17 protein-coding genes and 1 pseudogene are annotated in these 20180 nt (G+C 65.9%); 3 read left to right on the top strand and 15 right to left on the bottom strand.

Annotated features, from left to right (window positions below; all coding sequences use genetic code 11):
- Positions 1–7 precede the first annotated feature (7 nt).
- A complete protein-coding gene (locus tag IEX43_RS05330; RefSeq protein ID WP_188809388.1) occupies positions 8–1126 on the bottom strand; it encodes a histidinol-phosphate transaminase in 1119 nt (372 codons plus the stop codon).
- Positions 1127–1199: 73 nt separating this feature from the next.
- Entirely contained in the window at positions 1200–1616 is a 417-nt protein-coding gene (locus IEX43_RS05325; protein ID WP_188809387.1) for a LysM peptidoglycan-binding domain-containing protein, read from the bottom strand.
- Positions 1617–1941: 325 nt separating this feature from the next.
- Here IEX43_RS05325 and lexA point away from each other — a divergent pair, with 325 nt between their 5' ends.
- Positions 1942–2676, top strand: coding sequence for a transcriptional repressor LexA (gene lexA, locus IEX43_RS05320; protein ID WP_188809386.1), 735 nt, complete (start codon positions 1942–1944; stop codon positions 2674–2676).
- A 149-nt stretch (positions 2677–2825) separates the two neighbouring features.
- Here the strand turns inward: lexA and IEX43_RS05315 are convergent, their stop codons facing one another.
- Complete coding sequence (locus tag IEX43_RS05315; protein ID WP_188809385.1) at positions 2826–4883, bottom strand: ATP-dependent DNA helicase; 2058 nt, start codon at positions 4881–4883, stop codon at positions 2826–2828.
- Complete coding sequence (hflX, locus tag IEX43_RS05310; RefSeq protein WP_188809384.1) at positions 4876–6459, bottom strand: GTPase HflX; 1584 nt, start codon at positions 6457–6459, stop codon at positions 4876–4878. Before hflX ends, IEX43_RS05315 begins: the two co-directional genes overlap by 8 nt.
- A 447-nt stretch (positions 6460–6906) precedes the next feature.
- On the opposite strand from hflX, the gene IEX43_RS05305 reads away from it, so the two are divergent.
- Complete coding sequence (locus IEX43_RS05305; protein ID WP_188809383.1) at positions 6907–7530, top strand: class I SAM-dependent methyltransferase; 624 nt, start codon at positions 6907–6909, stop codon at positions 7528–7530.
- Here IEX43_RS05305 and dapF read toward each other — a convergent pair.
- The 6 genes and pseudogenes from dapF to IEX43_RS05275 all read right to left on the bottom strand — a co-directional run bounded on the left by dapF (position 7502) and on the right by IEX43_RS05275 (position 13020).
- Positions 7502–8446, bottom strand: a complete 945-nt coding sequence (dapF, locus tag IEX43_RS05300) for a diaminopimelate epimerase (protein ID WP_188809382.1) — start codon at positions 8444–8446, stop codon at positions 7502–7504. The two genes, IEX43_RS05305 and dapF, sit on opposite strands and share 29 nt — an antisense overlap.
- A 32-nt stretch (positions 8447–8478) precedes the next feature.
- Positions 8479–9378 (bottom strand): tRNA (adenosine(37)-N6)-dimethylallyltransferase MiaA, encoded by a 900-nt coding sequence (gene miaA, locus IEX43_RS05295; RefSeq protein ID WP_188809381.1) that lies wholly within the window; start codon positions 9376–9378, stop codon positions 8479–8481.
- A 3-nt stretch (positions 9379–9381) separates the two neighbouring features.
- Positions 9382–10941, bottom strand: coding sequence for a tRNA (N6-isopentenyl adenosine(37)-C2)-methylthiotransferase MiaB (miaB, locus tag IEX43_RS05290; protein ID WP_188809380.1), 1560 nt, complete (start codon positions 10939–10941; stop codon positions 9382–9384).
- A gap of 18 nt (positions 10942–10959) precedes the next feature.
- Positions 10960–11583, bottom strand: coding sequence for a regulatory protein RecX (locus tag IEX43_RS05285; RefSeq protein ID WP_192044259.1), 624 nt, complete (start codon positions 11581–11583; stop codon positions 10960–10962).
- Positions 11584–11586: 3 nt separating this feature from the next.
- Positions 11587–12605: pseudogene (recA, locus tag IEX43_RS05280) on the bottom strand (recombinase RecA).
- 190 nt (positions 12606–12795) lie between these two features.
- Positions 12796–13020 carry a DUF3046 domain-containing protein gene (locus tag IEX43_RS05275; protein ID WP_066274882.1) on the bottom strand — a complete coding sequence of 75 codons (225 nt, stop codon included), beginning with the start codon at positions 13018–13020 and terminating at the stop codon, positions 12796–12798.
- Between the two features lie 41 nt (positions 13021–13061).
- On the opposite strand from IEX43_RS05275, the gene IEX43_RS05270 reads away from it, so the two are divergent.
- Positions 13062–13592 (top strand): MarR family winged helix-turn-helix transcriptional regulator, encoded by a 531-nt coding sequence (locus IEX43_RS05270; RefSeq protein ID WP_188809379.1) that lies wholly within the window; start codon positions 13062–13064, stop codon positions 13590–13592.
- Between the two features lie 80 nt (positions 13593–13672).
- Here the strand turns inward: IEX43_RS05270 and IEX43_RS05265 are convergent, their stop codons facing one another.
- The 5 genes from IEX43_RS05265 to IEX43_RS05245 form a co-directional block, all read right to left on the bottom strand.
- The gene (locus tag IEX43_RS05265; RefSeq protein ID WP_041652016.1) at positions 13673–14125 is read right to left on the bottom strand and encodes a helix-turn-helix domain-containing protein; all 453 of its coding nucleotides are present in this window, start codon (positions 14123–14125) and stop codon (positions 13673–13675) included.
- 166 nt (positions 14126–14291) lie between these two features.
- Entirely contained in the window at positions 14292–14771 is a 480-nt protein-coding gene (locus tag IEX43_RS05260) for a CinA family protein (RefSeq protein ID WP_188809378.1), read from the bottom strand.
- Positions 14768–15412, bottom strand: coding sequence for a CDP-diacylglycerol--glycerol-3-phosphate 3-phosphatidyltransferase (gene pgsA, locus IEX43_RS05255; protein WP_188809377.1), 645 nt, complete (start codon positions 15410–15412; stop codon positions 14768–14770). Before pgsA ends, IEX43_RS05260 begins: the two co-directional genes overlap by 4 nt.
- Before the next feature lie 23 nt (positions 15413–15435).
- Positions 15436–18351 carry an FtsK/SpoIIIE family DNA translocase gene (locus IEX43_RS05250; protein WP_188809376.1) on the bottom strand — a complete coding sequence of 972 codons (2916 nt, stop codon included), beginning with the start codon at positions 18349–18351 and terminating at the stop codon, positions 15436–15438.
- Between the two features lie 135 nt (positions 18352–18486).
- The gene (locus IEX43_RS05245; protein ID WP_188732088.1) at positions 18487–20178 is read right to left on the bottom strand and encodes a ribonuclease J; all 1692 of its coding nucleotides are present in this window, start codon (positions 20176–20178) and stop codon (positions 18487–18489) included.
- Positions 20179–20180 lie beyond the last annotated feature (2 nt).

Here is a 20180-nt window from a genome sequence, read left to right as displayed (position 1 = left end):
TTCCAGTCTAGGCGGGAAGCGTGGCCTGGCTTGCAAGGATGCTTTCCAGGGATGCGAGGAAGGCTGTGGTTTCGGTCTCAGTTCCGGCCGTGACGCGAAGATGGCCCGGAATCCCCACGTCCCGGATCAGTACGCCCGCATCCAGCAGTTGCTGCCAGACCCGGTGCGGGTTCTCCAGTCCGCCGAAAAAGACGTAGTTGGAGTCGGACGCCGCAGGTTTGAGGCCCATGCGCGTCAGCTCCGACACGATGCGGTCCCGCTGCCTCTTGATGTCTTCCACATCCGCCATCAGCGCCTCACGGTGCTGGAGGGCAGCCAGTGCGGTGGCCTGCGTGATGGCAGAGAGGTGGTACGGCAGCCGGACCAGGCGCAGCGCATCGGCAACTTCGGGTGCTGCAGCCATGTAGCCCAGGCGGGCTCCTGCCAGCGCGAAGGCCTTGCTCATGGTCCTGGACACGATCAGCCGCTCCCGGCCGGGCAGCAACGTCAGTGCACTGGGCGTCCCGTCGTGTGCGAACTCGTGGTAGGCCTCATCCACAATGACGATGGTCTGGGTTGCTTCACCGGCCTCATAGACGGCCTCCACGACGTCCAGCCCCAGTCCCGTCCCCGTGGGGTTGTTGGGTGAGCAGAGGAACACGATGTTGGGCTGCAGTTCCTTGACCTGCCGCGCCGCGGATTCGGCGCTGAGGCCGTAGCCCTCGGCGCGCTCACCGACGATGTATTCGGTGTCCGTTCCGCTGGCCAGCAGCGGGTACATGGAGTACGTGGGCGGAAAGCCGAGCGCTGTGCGTCCGGGGCCGCCGAAGGCCTGGAGGATCTGCTGGAGCACCTCGTTGGAGCCGTTGGCGGCCCAGAGGTTGGTCTCGTCCAATCCGTGGCCCAGGTATTCCGCCAGCGCTTTCCGCAGTTCCGTGAACTCCCGGTCCGGGTAGCGGTTCAGTCCTGCGGCGGCCTCGGACACCGCCGCGCTGATGGCAGCCCGCACGTCCGCCGGAACACCATGTGTATTCTCGTTGACGTTGAGGAGGATGGGGACGTCCAGCTGTGGCGCACCATAAGGGGTAAGCCCGCGGAGGTTGCTGCGGAGGGGAAGCCGGTTCAGGCGTTCTAGCTGGTCATTCACCTGAACAGTTTAGTGCCCGTGCCGGGTGCCGGAAAATGTGACGGCATCCTGTTCGCCCTCGGCATGTGCCAAATCAAGCGGCGGGTACGAACAGCTGCTGCCCCGGGAAGACCGTGCCTGCGGACAGGTTGTTCAGCTGCACGATATCCGCCACAACATCACGTGCATCGCGCTCCGGCGCCACGGTGGCCGCGATGCCCCACAGCGACTGGCCGGGCTGGACCGTCACGCTGACCGCGGACGTCGTTTCTAGGTTCGCAGCAGAGTCGGAGGCTTTCGCCGGGGAGTTGAAGAAGCCGGCCAGGGAGAGCAGCAGGGCGGCCAGCAGCACCAGGGGAATCCCGATCAGCACGATGCGGCCGCGGCGGGTCAGCCGCAGGGGCGGAAGGGCTGCCGGCCGTTCCGGCTGCCGCCCTTCAGGCCGGGACAGAAGTTGCTGCACTGAGTGCAGCTGTGGACGTGAACCCCGCGAAACAGATGTAGCTGACATGAACTGAGCCCTCCTGGACCATACTGTGCTGCCCGGATGTTCTGCTCCGCGCCCCGGCAGGGGCTTTCCGGCGCCATCTTCGAATGGCCCGTGTTCGCAGTAGAACATATGTTCGAACTTTGCTTCTTCATTTTTAGCACCTATCAACGAACATTGTCGAGACTCGCTAGAACAAATGTTTGAAAAAGCAGTGTGGCTGGCCTAGTTTTGAACAAAAGAACAACCACCCGGACAGTCGATCAGCAGGGTCTGACATTATGGGGCGGGATCCTCCAGGGCCTGGCCGTGGAAGGGGCCCCGCGGACACCGAAAGGCATTGGCGAATATGGCAGCAGCAGCCGCCGGGGGCAGGGCAACCGCGCAACCGAAGAGGACCGCCAAGGGCCTGACGCCACGGCAAAAAAAGATCCTCGAAACCATCCAGCGCTCCGTCAATGAGAACGGTTACCCCCCGTCCATGCGGGAGATCGGTGACACTGTGGGACTGGCCAGCCTTTCAAGCGTCACGCACCAGTTGGCCCAGCTGGAGAAACTCGGCTACCTCCGCCGTGACCCTAAGCGTCCGCGCGCCATGGAAGTCCTCATGCCCCTGACCCTGGACGGCGGCGCGGCCAAGCCGGCCAGCCAGCCATCAGCAGGAATCTCCGCAGGCGGGGCCACCGTCACGGAGTTGCCCACGGCCCTGGACACCGCGATGGTCCCACTCGTGGGCCGCATCGCCGCTGGTGGCCCCATCCTTGCCGACCAGCAGGTGGAGGACGTTATGCCGCTCCCCCGGCAGCTGGTGGGCCAGGGCGAACTGTTTATGCTCAGGGTGGCCGGGGATTCCATGGTGGATGCAGCCATTTGTGATGGCGACTGGGTGGTGGTCCGCCGCCAGGCGGACGCAGCCAACGGCGACATCGTCGCTGCCCTCCTCGACGACGAGGCCACCGTGAAAACGTTCCGGCAGCGCGACGGCCACACCTGGCTGCTCCCCCAGAACACCCAGTACGAGCCCATCCTCGGGGACCACGCCACCATCATGGGCAAGGTCGTGTCAGTCCTCCGCTCGCTGTAACCGCCCGCTACTGGCCCAGGCAGAACCAGCCCACAGCCCCATTAGCCCAGGGCACATCCGGCCCTGCGCAGTGCGCTGGCCGGATCCCCCTTGGGCAAGCCGGCCCTGCACAGGGCCGGCTTCCTGGAGGCCCAGCCCTGCCCAGGGCGTCAGGTGTTTTCCCCGGCCAGCCTCTCCAGTGCCGCGATTGCCGTCTTCCGGTCCGTTGTAGACCAAAACGGCGGCAGCGCTCCCCGAAGGAACCCGGCGTAGCGCTCCGTGGCGAGCCTGGAGTCAAGGACCGCCACCACTCCCTTGTCCCCGGTGGAGCGGATCAGCCGGCCTGCGCCCTGCGCGAGCCGGATGGCGGCATGGGTGGCCGACACCGACATAAAGCCGTTTCCGCCGGCCTGCGCCACGGCACGGGAGCGCGCCGTCATCAGGGGATCGTCCGGCCGCGGAAAAGGAATCCGGTCTATCACCACAAGCCGGCACGAACCGCCCGGGACATCCACGCCCTGCCACAGGGACATGGTTCCGAACAGGCAGGTGTCGGGCTCGTCCGCAAACTGCTTCACCAGTGCCGTCATGGTGGAGTCGCCCTGGCACAGGACCGTCATGTCCAGCTTTGGGCGCAGGGCCTCGGCGGCCTCCTCCGCGGCACGCCGGGAAGAAAACAGGCACAGTGCGCCGCCGCCGGAAGCACGGATCAGCGCCTCGAGTTCGTCCAGCGCTTCCGGGGATGAGCCCCTGCCGGGCTTCGGCAGGTGCCCTGCCACATAGAGGATGCCCTGTTTGGGGTAGTCGAACGGCGAGCCCACGTCCACGCCCTTCCATTGGGGAGCACCCTCACCCACGAGGCCCAGTCCGCCGGCGGCAGGTTCAAATGCTGAACCGATGGCCAGTGTGGCGGAGGTCAGCACAACAGTGTGTCCGGCGAACAGGCCTTCCCGCAGCCGCCCGGCCACGGAGAGGGGCGCAATGTTGATCAACGCCGGCGCTGTCTCATCAGGCGGGGAGAACCCTTGCGCGGGATCAAAGGAGCTGGCGCGGGAAAACCACACTACTTCGCGGTTCTCCCGGGCAGCGAGGAGCCGTTCGCAAAGTTCCAGGATGAGCATCAGGCGGGACCGCGCAAGCTGCCTGCCGCCGTCGGGCGCTGTAGTACTGTCCCCCTTCGAATCCGAGAGGGCGGCCCGGCAGGCGTCGCGCAACTGGTCCACACAGTCCAGCTGTTCGTCATTCAGTCCGTTGGGCAGCAGCCCGTTCGGCACGCCGGCGAGGGCAAGCTCCAGGTTGGCGGCCGCGGCGTTGAGCGCGTCAACGGTGATGGCGGTGTGCTTGCGGGCGCCGGAGGCAGCGGCGTGCACCATGGCCACCGACAGCTGGCCGGACACCGCACCGGTAACCCTGTCCTGGAGTTCGTGCGCCTCATCCACCACCACCACGTCATACTCGGGCAGGACCGCCAGCCCCTCAAAGGCGCTGACTGCAAGCATGGCGTGGTTCGTGACCACAACATCGGCCTCAGCAGCGTCCTGGCGGGCGAGTTCACTGAAGCACTCTGCTGCCATGGGGCACTTTTGGGCGCCCAGGCACTCCATGGACGTCACGGACACCTGGCGCCAGGCACGGTCCGTGACGCCCGGCAGGAGCTCATCCCGGTCCCCCGTGGCGGTCTTCTCCGCCCACTCCCGCAGCCGCACCACTTCCTTGCCGAGCTGGGACGAAGGGCCGCCAACGGCTGCGGCAAAGTGCGGGACGCTGGTGTCCTCGCCCAGGCTGAACAGCTGGCCTTCCGCCGGTTCCTCGCTCGGGAAGCCGCCTTCCAGCTTGTGCCGGCAGACGTAGTTGGACCGCCCCTTGACCAGGGCCACCTTGACGGGCCTGTCCAGCGCGGGAGTGATGGCCTTGAGCAGCCGGGGCAGGTCCCTGCCCACGATCTGCGTCTGGAGCGCAAGCGTGGCCGTGGAGACCAGGGCGGGCTTGTTGCTTTCCAGGGCGTGCGCGATGAGGGGTATTAGGTAGGCCAGCGACTTTCCGGTGCCTGTGCCTGCTTGGACCAGGAGGTGGTCCCCCGTTTCCAGGGCACGGGCCACCTGCCTGGCCATCTCATGCTGGCCGGCACGGCTTTGCCCGCCCATGCCGGCAACGGCCCGGTCGAGCAGTTCGATCACGAACTGCTCGCCAGCCGTCTCCGTGGCTTCCTTGGCCACGAGGTCAGTCATTGCTGACGAAGGGTTCCAGTTCGGCCGCAAAGCCTTCACGGACCATCACCACGGCCCGCGTGCCTTGCTCCACGTGGTCCACGCTGATGATCTCGGCGTCGGACTCGTGGAGTTTACTGACCAGGTCTCCGCGGTCGTAGGGGATGAGCAGTTCCAGCTTGACGCTTGGCCTGGGAATGGCGTCGCTGATGGCCTTCAGCAGTTCCGCGATGCCCTGCCCCGTGCGGGCGGACACCACCACATGCCGCGGTTCGCGCTGCCGGAGCCGTTCCACCACGAAGGGATCAGCGGCGTCGGCTTTGTTGAGCACGATGATTTCGGGCACCTTGCGGGCATCCACTTCGCTGAAGACCTTGCGGACCGCAGCAATCTGGCCCTCAGGGTCCGGGTGCGAAACGTCCACCACGTGGAGGATCAGGTCGGCGTCGGCAACTTCCTCCAGCGTGGAGCGGAACGCCTCCACCAGCTGCGTCGGCAGGGAGCGGACAAAGCCAACGGTGTCCGCGAGCGTGTAACCCAGCCCGTCCGCGGTTTCCGCCTTGCGGACAGTCGGGTCCAGGGTGGCGAACAAGGCGTTCTCCACCAGGACGCCGGCGTCGGTCAGGCGGTTGAGCAGGGAGGACTTGCCCGCGTTGGTGTACCCGGCGATCGCTACGGACGGCACGGAATTACGACGGCGGTTGGCCCGCTTGGTCTCGCGGGCCGGCTTCATCGCGGCGATCTCCCGCCGCAGCTTGGCCATGCGGGTGCGGATGCGACGGCGGTCCAGCTCGATTTTCGTTTCACCGGGACCGCGCGAACCCATGCCGGCTGCGGCGCCGCCCACCTGGCCGCCGGCCTGGCGGGACATCGAATCGCCCCAGCCACGGAGGCGCGGCAGGAGGTACTCAAGCTGCGCCAGCTCCACCTGGGCCTTGCCTTCGCGGCTCTTGGCGTGCTGGGCGAAAATATCCAGGATCAGGGCTGTCCGGTCGATGACCTTGACCTTGACGATGTCCTCCAGGCCTCGGCGCTGGGAGGGTGCAAGCTCGGCATCCACCACCACGGTGTCCGCGCCGGTGGACATCACGATGTCCCGAAGCTCAAGCGCCTTGCCCGAGCCAAGGAATGTTCCGGGGTCCGGCTTGTCCCGGCGCTGGACCAGTCCGTCAAGGACCTCGGAGCCGGCTGTTTCCGCAAGGGCAGCGAGCTCCCGGAGCGAGTTCTCGGCGTCGGCCAGCGTGCCTTCGGACCAGAGCCCTGCCAGGACCACCCGTTCAAGGCGCAACTGGCGGTACTCGACCTCGGTGACGTCTTCCAGTTCGGTGGACAGTCCTGCGGTACGGCGCAGGGCGCGCCGTTCCTCAAGGTCCTGCTGGTCGCCGTCGTACGTTGAATGTTCTTCGTCCAGGCGGGAAATTGCCTGGGCCTTGCCGAACACTGCCTTTCCGTCGCCGCCCTTCCCATCGCCGCTTTGCGTGTTGGGGTTCCTGGCAGGTACGTCCTTGGAGAGAATCCGGTCGATGACAGCCTGGATTTCCTCGGGACTCATGTCCTGGGCGGCTGGATCTGATCCGGTGTTGGGCTGGCTGGTCATGGTCTCCTTTGAAGATTCGGCAGTTCCAGAATAGTGCCGATTGCTGGTGGTGGGGGAAGTATTCGCGCTGGGCTGACGGCCTGCGGTCATCCAAGCCTCCTGGCTTGCTGGGCCGGCGCCGCTGATGGCGGCGCCGGCAGACGTGCCACGTACACTTACGCGGCGGAAAAAGGCAGCCGGAAAACGGCGATAAGTTCAGCAGGAGGCTGACTTTCGAGTGTGGTCCGGCGACCGGAACAAAGGGATATCCGCTTGGCCCGGTGCACGCAGCGGAAGGGTCGGAGGACCTGCGTCGCTGGGTGGGACATGCTGCCGCTGGAGGACAGGCTTCGGGACGGGCGTGGCCCGTGCCGGTTACTCGAAGATCAGGAACATGCCCTCCAGCGTAGCAGAGGGCCCTGCCCGCGGTTTCCCTTTACGCTGCAAGGGGAACTACTCTGGCCAGTTATGGAGTCCGCACATTATTTCAGCGCAACACCCGCTGGCCCTTTCACCCGCAAGCCCCTGACTGTTGAACTGGCGGGGCAAACGCGCAGGCTGCAGACTTCCTCCGGCATCTTCAGCCCTGACGGGATCGACAAAGGCACAGCCATCCTGCTCACCGAGGTGCCCGCGCCGGCGCCGCAGGGAAACCTTCTGGATATCGGCTGCGGCTGGGGTCCGATTGCCCTGACCATGGCCCTCAAGGCGCCGTCCGCCCGGGTCTACGCGGTGGATGTCAACGAGCGCTGCATCGCGCTGACAAACGAGAACGCCGCAGCATTGGGCCTGGCCAACGTTACGGCCAGCACCCCTGACGCAGTGGACCCCGACCTGCGCTTTGACACGATCTGGTCCAATCCGCCCATCCGGATCGGCAAGGACGAACTGCACTCCCTGCTGAGACTGTGGCTGCCCCGCCTGGCTCCGGGCGGGACGGCATGGCTGGTGGTGCAGAAAAACCTGGGGGCGGACTCGCTTCAGCGGTGGCTTGCAGCTGAGCTGGACGAATCGTTCAGCGTGAGCCGGGAAGCGACGTCGAAGTCGTTCCGGATCCTCAAGGTCAGGAAAGCGTCCCGGTTGCCACAATAACTGCCGGACCGCTGAGCTCCACGTGTTCGTGGCCTGCGGGACCAGCGAAGAACTTTACTCCCACGACGCCTCCGGGGACGTGGACCCGCCAGGAGTCCGGGGCTTCCGCTCCTGCCCAGTGGCGGATGGCCACTGCGGCGGCGCAGGCACCCGTTCCGCAGGACTGGGTCTCCCCCACGCCGCGTTCATGCACCCGCATTGTCACCGAACCGATGCCGTCGTGCACGAGCGGCTCGGAGGGGACGACGAATTCCACGTTGGTCCCGTTGGCGGGTACGGGGTCCACGACTGGTGCGGTGAACAGGCGGGTTCCGGCAAGTTCGGAAAGCTCGGCGAGGGCTACAACGGTGTGCGGGTTGCCCATGCTGACGGAGAGGGCGGGGCGGGGAACCTCCAGGCCCTCGGCGGTCACCAGTGAATCCATGGCCTTGGCCGTAGCTTCCCCGGGGAAGATGAACTCCCACGGCCCCATGTCCACGGCATAGTCGTCGCCCGTGCGCACCACGGTCTTGACCCCGGCGCGGGTTCCGATGGCCAGGGCGCCGCCGTCGGGCAGTTCGATCAGGCCCTCGGTCCGGAGGAAATGGACGAACACGCGGACGCCGTTGCCGCACATTTCGGACAGCGAGCCGTCGCCGTTGCGGTAGTCCATGAACCACTCAGCGTCAGGGGCGGCGGCGAGCAGTTCGCGGCCCTCCGGGAGGAAGCGCGACGGGACCGCCCGGATGAGCCCGTCCCCGCCGATCCCCCGGTGCCGGTCGCACAGGGCGGCCACGGCTTCGGCAGTGATGGTGTGGACGCCCTCGGGATCAGCCACCAGGACGAAGTCATTGCCGGTGCCGTGCCCCTTGGAAAAGCGGAGCCCGCTCAGCGTGCGGAAGGCCGGCTCGGTGGTTTCTGCGAGGGTTGTGTCCATGGTTCCAAGGGTACCGGCCGGGCGGTACAGCCCTAAAAACGGGAGAGCCCTGCCGCTTTGGCCACCAGGGCCGGATCCTGCCAGTCCAGCCAGTGGATGCGCGGATCGGCGCGGAACCAGGTGAGCTGTCGCCGGGCGAACTGCCGGGTGGCCACGATGGTGTCCTCCGCGGCCTCGGGAACGGTCCATTCGCCGTCGATAACCCGCAGGAACTGCGAGTATCCCAGGGCGCGGGGGGCGGTCTTTCCCTGCCTCAGCCCGCGGGCGTCCAGCCGTCGAACCTCGGCGGGCAGGCCGGCGTCCACCATGCGGTGGACGCGTTGGGCGAGCCGGTCCCGAAGCGCCTCGCGGTCCACTGCCAGGCCTACCTGGACGGCAGGCTGGAAGTACTCGCGCTGCGGCATGAAGGAGCTGAACGGCCGTCCGGTGAGCTGGTGGACCTCCAGGGCCCGGATGATGCGCCGGTCATCTGAGAGCCTGCCGGCTGACACAGGGTCCACCCCACGCAGCCGTTCGAGCAGCACCGCGGTCCCCTGCGCAGCGAGTTCGGCTTCCAGCCGTTCCCGCACCAGCGGATCAGTCCCCGGGAACTCAAGGACGTCCAGCGCGGCCCGCACGTAAAGGCCGGACCCGCCGGCCAGGATGGCGCGCTTGCCGCGGGCGTGGATGTCCGAGATGAGCTCCCGGGCCTGCTGCTGGAACTGCGACACGCTGGCTTCCTGGGTTACCTCCAGGATGTCCAGCAGGTGGTGGGGAACTCCCCTGCGTTCAGCGTCGGTGATTTTTGCGGTGCCGATGTCCATGCCGCGGTAGAACTGCATGGCGTCGGCATTGATGACTTCGCCGCCGAGTTCAAGGGCAAGGCTGACGGCGAGGTCTGACTTGCCCGACCCTGTGGGGCCAACGACGGCGATAACAGGCGGTGAGCCCACCGGTCAGCGGGTGCGGACGGGCAACGAGGGCATACCCAGCGAAACGCCCTTGCCGCCAGCCCCGGACCCGGGTGTGGGTGCTCCGCAGGAATCTGCCTGCGCCCTGTCCCAGGCGTCGCCGGCCCGGGAACGCCTGAGGCTGTAATCCTCCAGGGCGGGATCGGCGACGAGGTGGAAAGCGGCGGCCTCGGTGATGGTCACCGTGACCAGGTCTCCCGGCCGCGGAGCGGGCGCACCCTCAGGGACCGAGAAGTGTACGAGCCGTTGGTCCTGCGAACGGCCGGACAGCCTGTGCGTCTCCCCTGCCTTCCGTCCGGACTGCGCCGTGACCATGACCTCAACGCGGCGGCCGAGCTGGCGCCCGTTCTCCTCTGCCGCAATCCGGTCCTGGAGGGCAGTCAGGCGTTCGAACCGTTCCTGGACCACTGCCTTGGGCAGTTGGTCCGGCAGGTCAGCGGCAGGGGTTCCGGGGCGCTTGGAGTACTGGAACGTGAACGCGGTGGCGAAGCGTGACTTCTCCACGACATCCAGTGTTGCCTGGAAGTCCTCCTCGGTTTCGCCGGGGAACCCCACAATGATGTCGGTGGAGATTGCTGCCTGCGGGATTTTTTCGCGGACTTTGTCCAGAATGCCCAGGAACTTGCTGGAGCGGTAGGAACGCCGCATGTCCCGAAGCACCTTGTCCGACCCCGATTGCAGCGGCATGTGCAGCTGCGGCATCACGTTGGGGGTCTCGGCCATGGCGTCAATGACGTCGTCGGTGAAGGCGGCTGGGTGCGGGCTCGTGAAGCGGACACGCTCCAGGCCTTCGATGTCGCCGCAGGCCCGGAGGAGCTTGGAGAATGCCTGCCGGTCGCCGAACTCCACACCGTACGAGTTGACGTTCTGGCCCAGGAGCGTGACTTCGATGGCGCCGTCGTCCACCAGGGCCTGGATCTCCGCCAGGATGTCCCCCGGCCGGCGGTCTTTCTCTTTTCCGCGGAGAGCGGGCACGATGCAGAAGGTGCAGGTGTTGTTGCAGCCAACGGAGATGGATACCCAGCCTGAGTAGACGGAGTCCCTCTTGGTGGGAAGCGTGGACGGGAACACATCCAGCGACTCGAGGATTTCCAGCTGTGCCTCGTTGTTGTGCCGGGCGCGGTCCAGCAGGGCAGGCAGGGCGCCAACGTTATGGGTGCCGAAAACGGCATCCACCCACGGTGCCTTCTTGAGGATTGTTTCCCTGTCCTTCTGAGCAAGGCAGCCGCCCACAGCAATCTGCATGCCGGGGTTTGCTGCCTTCACCGGAGCCAGGATGCCAAGGTTGCCGTAGAGCTTGTTGTCAGCGTTTTCCCGCACCGCGCACGTGTTGAACACCACGACGTCGGCCTGCTCACCGTCTGCCGGTACGTACCCGGCGTCCTCCAGCATCCCGGCCATCCGCTCCGAGTCGTGGACGTTCATCTGGCACCCAAACGTCCGCACCTGGTAGGTGCGGGGCTTGGGGGCACCGGATTGCGGAGCACCTCCAGCTTCTGCAGAGGGGGCGGTACCGGAAAAGGGGGAAGGGATGGTCAAACTCACCTGTTAAGGGTACCGGTTTTACGGATTGGCACCGTCGGCTCCAGCGCAGGAGTCCAGGACCTCGTTGACAATCCGGAACGCCTGCGAGGGCTGATAGCCCTTACGTGCCAGCATGGAGGCCAGCCGCCGGGTTGCCTTGTCCCTTGCGGCCCGGTCCTGCAGATCCGTTCCCGGCCGGAGCTTCCGCTCCACGAGCTGCCGGGCAGCGGCTTCCTCATCCGCGTCTGTCAGCTGGTCCAAAGCCGCGGCGGCGGTTTCCTGGTCGATGCCCTTCTCCGCGAGTTCGCGGCGGAGCGCGCCTTTTGCCAGTTTGCGCGACTGGGAGCGGCTCCTCACCCACATGTCCGCGAAATCGGCGTCGTTGATCAGGCGTGCTTCCTGGAACCGGTCCAGGACTGCCTCGGCGACGTCCTCCGGGATGTTCCGTTCGGCGAGTTTCCGGGCGAGCTGCAGCCTGCTTTTGGCCGACGCGGTCAGTTGCCGGTACACAATGTTCTGCGCAACGGACACCGGATCCGGCTCTGCGTCCTCGGCAACGGAAGAGCCGGGATCCGGGCCGTCCTGGAATGCGCCGTCATGTGAAGCTCCGCGCCGCCCGCCGGTCTTCGCCCGGCGGGGACGCGGATTGTCAAAACCGGTCAACGGCTAGAACCCGTCAACGGCCTTCAGCTTCGGGGAGTCTTTGGACTCCGGCTCCGCAGGCTTGACACCCACGCCGAGCTTTTCCTTGATCAGGCGCTCGAGTTCGGCAGCAAGCTCAGGGTTGTCACGGAGGAACCTGCGGGAGTTCTCCATGCCCTGACCAAGCTGGTCGCCGTCGTAGGTGAACCAGGAGCCGGACTTCTTGATAATGCCGTGCTCGACACCCATGTCGATGATGCCGCCCTCACGGGAAATGCCCTGTCCGTAGATGATGTCGAATTCGGCCACCTTGAAGGGCGGAGCCATCTTGTTCTTGACGATCTTCGCCTTGGTCCGGTTGCCAACGGAATCGGCACCTTCCTTCAGGGTCTGGATGCGCCGGACGTCGATGCGGATGGAGGCGTAGAACTTCAGGGCCTTACCGCCGGTGGTGGTTTCCGGGGAGCCGAAGAAGACGCCGATCTTCTCGCGCAGCTGGTTGATGAAGATGGCCGTGGTCTTGGTCTGGCTCAGCCGGCCGGTGATCTTACGCAGGGCCTGGCTCATAAGGCGGGCCTGGAGGCCAACGTGGCTGTCACCCATGTCGCCCTCGATTTCGGCGCGCGGCACCAGCGCTGCGACGGAGTCGATCACGATGACGTCCAGGGAGCCGGAGCCCACCAGCATGTCCATACGAGGAGGGCGTCGGTGTCCACACCGAGCTTCGCGGCATATTCGGGGTCAAGGGCGTGCTCGGCGTCGATGAACGCGGCGATGCCGCCGAGGCGCTGGGCGTTGGCCACGGCGTGGAGCGCCACGGTGGTCTTACCGGACGATTCCGGCCCGTAGATTTCAACAACGCGGCCACGGGGAAGGCCGCCAATTCCCAAAGCAACATCCAGGGCAATGGATCCGGTGGGGATGACCTCGATCGGGGCCCGGACTTCATCGCCGAGCCGCATGACCGAGCCTTTACCGAACTGCTTGTCGATCTGGGCCAGCGCTGCTTCGAGCGCTTTTGCACGATCCGGGGCTGCCGCCATGGTTCACACCTCTAATGCTTTCTCGCTTTGGAGTGGCCTCAGCGGCCGTTTATTGGTCATCTCTGACGCTACTGGGACCCACTGACATTCCGGCCGGGTGAGGGCGGCTATGTGGATAACCTGCTATGAAAAGCATAGCTTTACCCGAACAGGTATTCGAACAATCGTGCGGCGTGTCAGGAGAAACCGCCTAGTCCGTGCGGGGCTTGATGTCCCGGCCCAGACGCCGCTCGGCGGGAACATCCTGCACGTCGCAGACGGCCAGCCATACCCTGCGGGGCTCTATGCCGGCGGCAAGCGCCTGGTCCGCGGTGCGCCCGCCCACCCCTGCCAGGACAAGGCTGCTGCTGAGGACACGCGAGTACCCGGCGCCGAATTCGTCGTCCATGAGTCGCCAATAGTCGCTGATTCGCACCAGAAAAGTCTCTCACGATCCCGCGCACTAGAATTGTTGCCATGAGCAACTCCCCTGACGTCCCCTCCCCGCAGGGCCGCCACGACGAGGCGACCGTGGACGCCGCGGTGCAGAACGTGGAGCACCAGATCAGTCTCTTCTGGCGGCGCGCACGGTCGATCTCCAACCAGCTTTCCCGCGAGGTCCATCCGGACATGGAGCCGGCGGCGTACGGCCTCCTGACGGTGATCCGCAGGGAAGGGCCGATCCGCCTTACCGACCTGGCGATGAACATCGGCGTCGGCAAGCCGTCCGTCAGCCGGCAAATCGCTTTCCTGGAGAGCCTGGGGCTTGTGTCCAAGGAGGCTGATCCCCTGGACGGACGGGCGCAGGCGATCCGGCTGACACCCAAGGGCGAGGAAAAGATGCACCAGGTCCAGGACGCCCGGCGGCAGGTGTTCCGGGAACGGCTCGGCGAATGGCCGGTTGAGGAACTGGAGGAACTGGCCCGCTGCATGGCCAAGCTGAACTCCACCTACGAACGTGACGGCTTCCCGAAGGATGGCCCGGCGCCCACCGTGGAAAATCAGTAGCCGAAAAGCACAGAAGCCCCCGGCCGCGGCCGGGGGCTTCTGTGCTTTTTACATTCCGGGAGCCGCCTTGCGGCGGGATCCTACCGGGCGCCGGAAAGAAGGCCCGTGGAAAGTTCGTCGTTAAGTTCAGTGTTGAGGTCGCGCTCAAGGTCGCGGCCATAACGCTGGGAGAATTCCTGGGGAACGGTGTCCGGAACGGCAACGCCTTCTGCAACCGCCACCCTGTCGCTCACCTCGCGAAGCATGCTGGACAAAGGAACGTCCAGGGCCGAGCAGATCGAGGACAGAAGCTCGGATGATGCTTCCTTCTGGCCGCGCTCCACTTCACTGAGGTAACCCAGGGAGACACGGGCGCTGTGCGAAACTTCACGGAGCGTACGCCCCTGACGCTGGCGGACATCGCGCAGGACATCACCAATTTCGTGACGAAGTACAACCATCTTGCGCTCCTTCTGTTCGCTCTTGCCCTGATCGGCGAGGCCCACATCCTTCCAGCGGACAACGCCGTTTACGGATACGGGCTGCTTTACCATCTGTATCGCCTTGCTCCCTCATTGGTCAGGTCCGCCCTAAGGCGAACCGTCGTGGTCATTTCATCCTAGGCGCCTCCGCTCTCCGGAAGCGACACAATGTAATAACTAATCGGTACCGGCTTTTGTTCCCGGCAACTTTACGCCCAGTAACTTCCGGGTGCGGACCCTACCTGGACAGGGCCTCGAGGAGCCTTTCGAGGGCCGCCCCGCACGCCTGTCCGCGGATCTCTGCACGGCTTCCCGAGAAGGCGTATTCGAAGGCCGCCGTTCCGGCTGCGGTGGCTATGCCGACGTAAACGGTGCCCACGGGCTTTCCGTCGTGCGCCTCCGGACCGGCAACGCCTGTTGTGGAGACGCCGATGTCAGCGCTGAGGACTGTCCGGGCTCCTGCCGCCATGGCCGCGGCAACGTCCGGGTCCACGGATCCCACGCGCGCCAGGAGCACGGACGAGACATCCAGGACCTTTTCCTTGACAGCATTCTGGTACGCAACCACCCCGCCCTGCAGGATGCCGGAGGCGCCGGGGGTGTCCGCGAGGACTGCGGACACCATGCCGGCGGTCAGCGATTCGGCGGTGGCCACCGTCCGCCCTGCGTCGAGGGCTTTGCGGACCGCTTCAGCGGACAAATGGTGGAGATTGGTCATGCGGGCTCCTGGCCTTTATCGTTGCGTGCCTGCAGCTTTCCCTTGGCCCGGATTCGCAGTGCTTCCACCACGTACTCCACGCCGGTCCACACCGTGATCACCACAGCGGCCATCATCACCGCGAACGCCACCCACACGAGCCACGGGGCAAAAGAGCCCAGCGGCAGGAGGTAAAGGAAGATGGCCGCGGTCTGGACAACGGTCTTGAGCTTGCCGCCGCGGGAGGCCGGGATAACGCCGTAGCGGATCACGAAGAAACGCAGGGCCGTGACGCCCCATTCACGGACCAGGATCAGCACGGTAACCCACCATGGCAGTTCGCTGAGCACCGAGAGCATAACCAGCGCCGAACCGATGAGGAGCTTGTCCGCAATGGGATCGGCGATCTTGCCGAAGTCAGTTACGAGGTTCCGGCTCCTGGCGATATCGCCGTCGAGCTTGTCCGTGTAGATGGCGACGGCGAACGCAAGGACCGCCGCCCAGCGCCACACGCCTGCCTCACTGCGAAGCCCGGGGGCGTCCGCGATGAGAAACCAGACAAAGAAGGGCACCAGTGCGATGCGGATCATGGTCAGGATGTTGGGAAGGTTCCAGACCCCGGCACGGCCTGGGCCGGCGGCGGTTGCATCGGTGCTAGTCACGTTTCTAGGCTACAGTCCCCGGGCTAACGCCCGGTCAGGGACCAGGCGTCTTCGGAGCCGTCCTCGTCGTCATAGCCGCCGGGCGGGGAATCCGAGCCGTCGTAATATTCGACGTTCTGCTTCCGCTGGTCCAGGTCTGCCGCCACCAGGTCTTCGGCGTAGCCGCCCTGGGCGATGTTGGCGTTGGCGTTGTCGCTCAGCGCTGCGGTCTGCGAATCGGGTGCTGCCGGGGCTTCCTGGCCCTTCATGGCGGCAAGGACGGGCGCGAGATCGTCCGGTTTCACCAGGACGTCCCTGGCCTTGGAGCCTTCGGAGGGTCCCACGACTCCGCGTGATTCGAGCAGGTCCATCAGCCGCCCGGCCTTGGCAAAGCCGACACGCAGCTTGCGCTGCAGCATCGACGTGGAGCCGAACTGCGTGGTGACCACAAGCTCGGTGGCCTGCAGCAGGACTTCGAGGTCGTCCCCGATGTCGTCGTCAATCTGCTTCTTGGGCGCTTCGGCGGCAACGTCGTCGCGGTAGGTGGCCTGGAGCTGTCCCTTGACGTGCTCAACCACCTTGTGGATTTCCGATTCGGTGACCCATGCGCCCTGGACGCGCATGGCCTTGGAGGCACCCATGGGCAGGAACAGGGCGTCACCCTGGCCGATGAGCTTTTCGGCCCCCGGCTGGTCCAGGACCACGCGCGAGTCGGTCACCGAGGAGGTCGCGAACGCCATGCGTGAGGGCACGTTGGCCTTGATGAGGCCGGTCACCACGTCCACGGACGGCCGCTGGGTGGCCAGGACCAGGTGGATGCCGGCGGCACGGGCGAGCTGGGTGATGCGGACAATCGAGTCTTCAACATCCCGGGGAGCCACCATCATCAGGTCGGCGAGCTCGTCCACGATCACCAGCAGGTACGGGTAGGGCCGGATGACGCGCTTGGAGTCCACCGGCGGCTGCACCTTGCCGGCGCGGACAGCCTTGTTGAAGTCGTCGATGTGCTTGAAGCCGTAGTTGGCGAGGTCGTCGTACCGGGCGTCCATCTCGCGGACAACCCACTGGAGCGCCTCGGCTGCCTTCTTCGGGTTGGTGATGATGGGCGTAATGAGGTGCGGGACGCCCTCGTAGGCGGTGAGCTCCACGCGCTTGGGGTCCACCATGACCATGCGCACCTCGTCGGGGGTGGCACGCATCAGGATGGAGGTGATCATCGAGTTCACGAAGGATGATTTACCGGCACCGGTGGCCCCAGCCACCAGCAGGTGGGGCATCTTGGCGAGGTTGGCCACCACGTAGCCGCCCTCCACGTCCTTGCCAACGCCCATCACCATCGGGTGGTCCGTGCGGCGGGCGTTCTGGCTGCGGAGGACGTCGCCCAGGGAGACGGTTTCGCGGTCGGTGTTGGGGATCTCGATGCCGATGGCGGACTTGCCCGGGATGGGGCTGAGGATGCGCACGTCGCTGGACGCCACAGCGTAGGAGATGTTCTTGGACAGTGCGGTGACGCGTTCCACCTTGGTGCCCGGGGCAAGCTCGATCTCGTACCGGGTCACGGTGGGGCCGCGGCTGAAGCCGGTGACCGTGGCATCGACGTTGAACTGCTGAAGGGTGTCGGTCAGGGCAGCGACGACGGCGTCGTTCGCTTCCGTGCGCTCCTTCGGGATGGAACCGGGGGTCAGGTAGTCCGAGGCCGGGAGCGTGTAGGTGACGTCGCCGGCGAGGGACAGCTGCTCGGTGCGCTGCGGGATGGGAACCGGCGGCGGCGCGGGTGCCACCGGGTTGGAGGGCACGGTGGGCGCGGCTGCCGGCTTTGCGGCGGGCGGGGCCATGCCGGGGGTGATCATCGGAATGGCTTCGGTGGCGTTCTCCCCCGGGGAAGACGGGGCGCCTGCCCCGAGTCCCTGGGCTGCCTTGATCTTTTCGACGGCGATCTCCGCCTGGGTGGGGCGGCGGACACCGGGGGCCGGCCGCACCTCCGCTCCTCCCTTTGCGTCGTCGTCGTCGATCACGGCGTGCTCGAACGCTTCGTCGCCAACGTAGCCTTCCAGGCCGGCGTCGCCGTCCTCCTCATCCTTGCCGAAGAAGCGGCGCTTCTTCTTCCTGGCATTCCTGGATGGTGCGGCGGCGGGGGTGCGCTCCAGGTAGCTGCGGTCGTGCTTGTCCCGGTCCTGTTCATCCAGCAGGTCGATGCCCATGAGGTGTTCGTAGGCGGCGTGCAGCCTGCGCGGGATTGCAGTGAACGGGGTGGCGGTGATGATCAGCAGTGAGACGAACGCCAGCAGGGAGTAGAGCACCAACGGAACAGCGGAATGGATGGCGGCCAGGGGCGATGCTGCAAGGAATCCGAGCATGCCGCCGGCCTTGCGGAGTCCGTCAAAGCCCTGGGCAACGGTGGGCTGCCCGCCGAGGATGTGTGCAAGCCCGCAGCCGGCAAAGGTCATGATCAGGAAGCCGATGCCCACCCTGTTATTGCCCCGGCCGTCGGACGGCTGGCGGAAGAGCCGGAACGCGCAGACAAACAGCATGAGCGGAAGCAGGAGTGATATCCAGCCGAAGGTCCCGTTGACCACGGCATACACGGCGTCCGGGAACCAGCCGGTGAGGCCCCACCAGGCGAAGGTGGCGATGAAGATCCCGAGGGCCAGGTTGAATAGGGCCGCGCCGTCCCGGCGGTCCTCTGCCGGCAGGTCGCTGACGTCATGGCCGATGCGCCGCACCCCTCCGCCCACAAGGTGGCCAAGGCCCAGCCAGGCCCCGCCCACCACGCGCAGCAGCCACGGCTGGTGGTGCTCGACGGCGGGAAGCTGGCGGGTGCGTGCGGTGCTCGTGGAGCCACCGGCACGTCCGGTTCTGGCGGCCGTGGAGCCAGCGCCGCGGCCGGAGGAGCTGCCGGTTTTGCTGCCGGCGCGGCCCCTGCTGGATCCATTGGGCGCGGAAGTAGTACGAGTGGCCATACTAGCCACGGTACCCGAGTTGGGCCGGATTTCCGGGGATTTGGGTGCCGCCGGTCCCCGGTTCGCGGCCCTTAAAGGCCTCCGGCCCGCGGTCCCGCTGGACACGGGAACGCGGGCCGGTAACGGCGGCCGGTGTTAGGCCTCGAGCACCACCGGAATGATCATGGGCTTGCGGCGCAGCTTGCGGTTGACCCACGTGCCCACCACCCGGCGAACTACCTGCTGGAGCTGGTGGCTGGTGTGGTCCGCGTGGTTGAGGACAGCTTCCTCCAGCGCAGCGTTGATCTTGGGGATGATCTCGTCGAATACGGAGTCATCCTCTGCCACGCCGCGGGCGTGGATCTCCGGGCCGGACACAACCTTGCCGGTAGCGCGGTGGATGACCGTGATGATGGAGATGAAGCCTTCATCGCCCAGGGTCTGGCGGTCCTTAAGGTCGGCCTCGGTGACCTCGCCAACGCTGGATCCATCCACGTAGACAAAGCCGACTTCAACCTGGCCCACCACGTCTGCCCGATGGTCCTTAAGGTCGATCACGGTGCCGTTGTCGGCGAGGATGACGCTCGCTTCCGGGACGCCGGATTCGATGGCGATCTTGCCGTTGGCGATCAGGTGGCGGGTTTCACCGTGCACCGGCATGGCGTTCAGCGGCTCAAGGATGTTGTAGCAGTACAGGAGCTCGCCGGCCGCGGCGTGGCCCGAGACGTGCACCTTGGCGTTGCCCTTATGGATCACGTCGGCACCCAGCTTGAGCAATCCGTTGATGATCCGGAAGACAGCGTTCTCGTTGCCGGGGATAAGGCTGGAGGCCAGGATGACGGTGTCGCCGTCGCCCACCACCACGCGGTGGTCTCCGTTGGCCATGCGGGACAGGGCTGCCATGGGCTCGCCCTGGGACCCGGTGGACATCAGCACCACGCGGTTGTCCGGCAGGTTGTCGATGTTCTTGATGTCGACGATGAGGCCCGGCGGGACGTCCAGGTAGCCGAGTTTTTCGGCAATCGCCATGTTGCGGACCATGGAGCGGCCAACGAAAGCCACTTTGCGGTTGTGCTTGGCGGCGGCGTCCAGGACCTGCTGGACCCGGTGGACGTGGGACGAGAAGGAAGCGACAATGATGCGCTTGGTGGCTTGGCCGAAGAGGCGCTCCAGCGTGGGGCCGATTTCCTTTTCCGCGGTGGTGAAGCCGGGGACGTCAGCGTTGGTGGAGTCCGACATAAAGAGGTCCACGCCCTCTTCGCCGAGCTTGGCGAAGTGCCGGAGGTCCGTGATGCGCCCGTCCAGCGGCAGCTGGTCCATCTTGAAGTCGCCGGTATGCAGCACAGTGCCGCCGGCTGTCCGGATGAACACGGCGAGGGCGTCAGGGATGGAGTGGTTGACGGCCACGAACTCACATTCGAAGGGGCCGAACTTCTCCACCTGCCCTTCCTCAACAGTGAGCGTGTAAGGCCGGATGCGGTGCTCCTGCAGTTTCGCCTCAATCAGGGCGAGGGTGAGCTGCGAACCCACCAGCGGGATGTCGTTTCGGAGCCGCAGCAGGTACGGAACAGCACCGATGTGGTCCTCGTGCCCGTGGGTCAGGACCACGGCCACGATGTCATCCATGCGATTCTCGATGTACGAGAAATCGGGCAGGATCAGGTCAACGCCCGGCTGGGTTTCCTCGGGGAAGAGGACGCCGCAGTCCACGATCAGCAGCTTGCCGTCGATCTCGAACACGGCCATGTTCCGGCCGATCTCCCCCAGTCCGCCCAGCGGAACAATCCGGAGCGTTCCCTGCGGCAGGCGGGGAGGGGTGACAAGGCCGGTAAGGGCAGTTTGGGTCATAT

The organism is Pseudarthrobacter polychromogenes (assembly GCF_014644495.1).
Lineage (GTDB): Bacteria > Actinomycetota > Actinomycetes > Actinomycetales > Micrococcaceae > Arthrobacter > Arthrobacter polychromogenes.
Note: the sequence above shows the minus strand (reverse complement) of the source record. Positions and strands in the feature narration are given on the sequence as shown.

Excerpts from the sequence above, each read along its gene's own strand:
- IEX43_RS05325 (WP_188809387.1), bottom strand. The coding sequence starts at position 1,616 with ATGTCAGCTACATCTGTTTCGCGGGGTTCACGTCCACAGCTGCACTCA.
- lexA (WP_188809386.1), top strand. The coding sequence starts at position 1,942 with ATGGCAGCAGCAGCCGCCGGGGGCAGGGCAACCGCGCAACCGAAGAGG.
- IEX43_RS05315 (WP_188809385.1), bottom strand. The coding sequence starts at position 4,883 with ATGACTGACCTCGTGGCCAAGGAAGCCACGGAGACGGCTGGCGAGCAG.
- hflX (WP_188809384.1), bottom strand. The coding sequence starts at position 6,459 with ATGACCAGCCAGCCCAACACCGGATCAGATCCAGCCGCCCAGGACATG.
- IEX43_RS05305 (WP_188809383.1), top strand. The coding sequence starts at position 6,907 with ATGGAGTCCGCACATTATTTCAGCGCAACACCCGCTGGCCCTTTCACC.
- dapF (WP_188809382.1), bottom strand. The coding sequence starts at position 8,446 with ATGGACACAACCCTCGCAGAAACCACCGAGCCGGCCTTCCGCACGCTG.
- IEX43_RS05270 (WP_188809379.1), top strand. The coding sequence starts at position 13,062 with ATGAGCAACTCCCCTGACGTCCCCTCCCCGCAGGGCCGCCACGACGAG.
- IEX43_RS05265 (WP_041652016.1), bottom strand. The coding sequence starts at position 14,125 with ATGGTAAAGCAGCCCGTATCCGTAAACGGCGTTGTCCGCTGGAAGGAT.
- IEX43_RS05260 (WP_188809378.1), bottom strand. The coding sequence starts at position 14,771 with ATGACCAATCTCCACCATTTGTCCGCTGAAGCGGTCCGCAAAGCCCTC.
- IEX43_RS05250 (WP_188809376.1), bottom strand. The coding sequence starts at position 18,351 with ATGGCCACTCGTACTACTTCCGCGCCCAATGGATCCAGCAGGGGCCGC.
- IEX43_RS05245 (WP_188732088.1), bottom strand. The coding sequence starts at position 20,178 with ATGACCCAAACTGCCCTTACCGGCCTTGTCACCCCTCCCCGCCTGCCG.